This is a genomic window from Ruegeria sp. CL6 (assembly GCF_056536465.1).
The window spans coordinates 1-3,295 of the sequence record NZ_JBQFPR010000027.1 but is presented as its reverse complement, the minus strand read 5'-3'; the positions used below and the strand labels follow the sequence as shown (position 1 = coordinate 3,295).

4 protein-coding genes are annotated in these 3,295 nt (G+C 51.3%); 1 reads left to right on the top strand and 3 read right to left on the bottom strand.

Annotation, left to right across the window (positions count from 1 at the left end; all coding sequences use genetic code 11):
• On the top strand, nt 1–306 hold a 306-nt coding region (locus ACR0LH_RS21590), incomplete at its 5' end, for a hypothetical protein (protein ID WP_480722423.1).
• A 72-nt stretch (nt 307–378) separates the two neighbouring features.
• Here ACR0LH_RS21590 and ACR0LH_RS21585 read toward each other — a convergent pair.
• The 3 genes from ACR0LH_RS21585 to ACR0LH_RS21575 form a co-directional block, all read right to left on the bottom strand.
• Nucleotides 379–828, bottom strand: coding sequence for a DUF411 domain-containing protein (locus ACR0LH_RS21585; protein WP_480722422.1), 450 nt, complete (start codon nt 826–828; stop codon nt 379–381).
• A 437-nt stretch (nt 829–1,265) separates the two neighbouring features.
• Entirely contained in the window at nt 1,266–2,408 is a 1,143-nt protein-coding gene (locus tag ACR0LH_RS21580; protein ID WP_480722421.1) for an adenylate/guanylate cyclase domain-containing protein, read from the bottom strand.
• 357 nt (nt 2,409–2,765) lie between these two features.
• The coding region (locus ACR0LH_RS21575; protein ID WP_480722420.1) for an adenylate/guanylate cyclase domain-containing protein at nt 2,766–3,295 on the bottom strand (530 nt) is incomplete at its 5' end.

Here is a 3,295-nt window from a genome sequence, read left to right as displayed (position 1 = left end):
GAAATGCGCGAACAGGCAATCGTTGCAGGCGAACGGTTTATTGAGGCCGAAGCGGCGTTGAGCGAAGCGTTAGCCGGTGACCAGCTAGACTTAGCCGAGCTATACAAACTTGTTGAAGCGACCGAAGCTGTCAGGGCCAAATTGCGAATGGTTCATCTGTCCCGGCACCTGCAAACAACACCACTGTTGAGCGCAGATCAAATCCAACAGTACAGCATTCTAAGAGGGTATGCGAACGACCCGTGCTCCACAGTGCCTGAAGGCCACGACCCAGCCATGTGGAAAAAACACAACGGTTGCAGCTGAATCCTTTTGAGATCAGAGCAAACAAATGCTGGGCACGGATCTAGAAAGTCTGATTGTCCTTCATCCAATCGCTCAGCTGTGTCGAGCAAACACACTCGTCGTCCCATCCAGACCAACAAGCAAGGTTTCATAGGGCTCTCGTTCGTCTGAAAAATCCATGCCGGGTGATCCCATTGGCATGCCCGGAACTGTCAGGCCGAGGCCTTCAGGATGTTCGGACAAAAGTCGATAGATGTCTTCTGCCGGGACATGACCTTCGACAAAAAAGTCCCCAACAACTGCAGTGTGGCAACTGGAAAGCTCATCTGAGATTTTCATTTGTTCTTTAAGCGACCACAGCTGCTCCTGCCCCACGTCTAGCATATCGGCGCGAAATCCTGCGGAAATCAGGTGATCTACCCATGCGGCACAACAGCCGCAGGTTGGCGTCTTGTACACTTTGATGAGTGGGGCTTCTTGTCCGACGGAAGGAGTGGCTAACACTGCTGCTGCACCCGCTAGTAAAAATTCGCGTCGTTTCATTGGTCTCTTCTCCGCTTCCTCATGGGACTACAAAGATATTGTGCCAAGGCCAAACTTTTCAATATTACCGGACTGAGCATCAAACGGGCAGTTTCGATACAAGATCTGAATCTCAATCCAAATAACACTGGTCACCAAACGTTTTGTGAGTTGCGTCGCGTATGGCTCACGTTCACTCGAGCGCTCGGCAATGGACCTCGCGATCAACGTCGTGGTGAGGTCCATAGCAACCTTCTAAGCCGTGGCCATGCCAATTGCCTTGGTGGTGCCTGCCCGTGCACCCTGACAATGCAATCACTATGACCAAGAATACCGCTCTGCGCGGGTGCTTGATCCAACAGTTTTGTTCCATGTGCAAACCAACCTAGTAGCAATCCGGCTACCTTTGCTTTGACGCAGGTCAACACCCCATTGCGGCAGCTTCCAAGTAGCGGCAGTTAGTCTATCGTGAACAGCTCCTGTCTTTCAGCAACACCGCGCAATCTGTATTGCCCCAGGGAAACAAGACTTGGAACGGAGCCCACCAAATCGCCCGCCACCTTGTCGGAAACCACAATGTTCTGATCAAGCGCGCTGCACATACCTAAAATGCGCGAAGTTGTATTTACCGCTGGGCCGACCACAGTGAAATCCAAGCGAGACCTACCACCAATATTGCCGTAAAGAACATCGCCTGCGTGCAACGAGAGAGTGAAGCCGGTCGTTGGCAAACCATCAGCTTGCCGTCGTTGGTTGAGTTCCTCAAAGGTATCTCGCAACTCTGTTGCCGCGTGAATTGCGACGCGGCGAGCGTCCGGAACTTGATTAATATCGAAGATGGCAAGCATTCCATCCCCCATGAATTTAAGAACATTACCGCCATTGCGTTCGACTATTTCAACAGCTTCCGCGAAGTAGTCGTTTAGCAATTCTATGATTGAGTCCCCCGGAAGCGCTTCTGACAATTTGGTAAATCCTTGCAGGTCAAAATACCAAATCACCGCTGAAATAGTTTCCGATGAACCTCGGGTGATGTCCCCGGAAAGAACGCGCCTACTGGCGTCTTTGCCCAGATACGCGGCTGTAATGTCTTCAGCCATCAATCGGTTCGCCCCACATTTCAGCGTCAGGCAAAGTGGAGAAATCAGTTGACGCAAACCATCAAGTTGCTCGCTTGTGAAGCCCCCGCTCGCGTCGGTTGTCAACGAGATTATAGCACCTTCATAGGCCTGCATTGGATCGACTGGCGTAGTATTGTCCTGAATAAGGAAAAACCGTTTAACATCGAAGTAGTCAGTTGCACCGCGCTCGCGAAGTTCGTCGAAGATCGGAAAGTTGAGCGCGGGTTCTTCGACTGTCAGATCTTGTCTGATCTCTTCAACGTTGTTTGCCAAAAGATAGTAAATCGGGCTTAGAATGTATTCCTCAGGCGCATCCGTTCTTCGGACAAAGTTCTCTCGCTCATGACCGCCATCCCTGTGCCAGCGAAAAGCGACAGTCCCAATCTCGGGATGATGAGCGCGAACAGTGATGTTCGCTCTTTGAAGTGGAATTCCTGCTGAAACAAGACGGTGGCAGAATGCCTCAAGCCAGAGTTCCACTGGCGCATTCTCCAAGCCCTGTTGAACCAGCCAATCGGCTATGTCCTTAACGGCGGCGGTCAGTTCCTAGTTTTGGACTAAAGGAGCTGCCATGATGTCCTCTTAATGAGCTATCTGAACAGTTGGTTCTTAGTCTAATTCACTTCAAGGACACATCAAATTCAATTCTCCCACTGCGCTTGCAGCCCTAAGGTATATGCTGATCTTGTTGCGTATTGTACGCGCGACACCTGGGCGATGGTCGCAATTCATCGGGAACTGCTGGCGATATGAGGTGTGCTGCGAACCAAAAGACGTTTTACGACTTTGCTCTACTGGATATCTGTGTGGGTTTTCGGTGTTAGAGCAGCCGCAAACTCAATCTTGCCACTCCAACCGATACAAGACGTGGTGACCGCGTAGACCTTTCAGGAGTCTAGGTTCTATTTCAGAAAATGAGAAATCGGTGCGCCCTCCGACCATGGCACGAGTCGCATCTGAAACGAGTATCTCGCCCGCCGCACCAACCATCGTTATGCGTGACGCTTTGTTGACGACTGTACCGAAAAAATCTCCACGAGATTGCACGACATCACCAGTGTGAATCCCAATCCGAACACCGAAAGATGGCTCGCCGGATACCGATGCAATGGCCTTCTGAATCTTGACAGCGACCGTTAGTGCTTCTCTCGCGGACGGAAAGACGGACAACGTTCCGTCTCCAAGGGATTTCACGAACTGGCCATCATGCTTTTCAATGATCGCCGCCAAGACTTGGAAGTGGTTTTCGATCAGCACCGACCAACGCTGATCGCCCAACGCCTCTGCCAAGGTTGTACTGCCCTCCACATCAGTGAAAAGTACCGAAGCCAAACCTTCGGTTTGGATCAGCTCGGGTCCATCTTCGC

Bases quoted from the DNA above. Each gene is read 5' to 3' on its own strand.
- ACR0LH_RS21585 (WP_480722422.1), bottom strand. From the start codon at position 828: ATGAAACGACGCGAATTTTTACTAGCGGGTGCAGCAGCAGTGTTAGCC.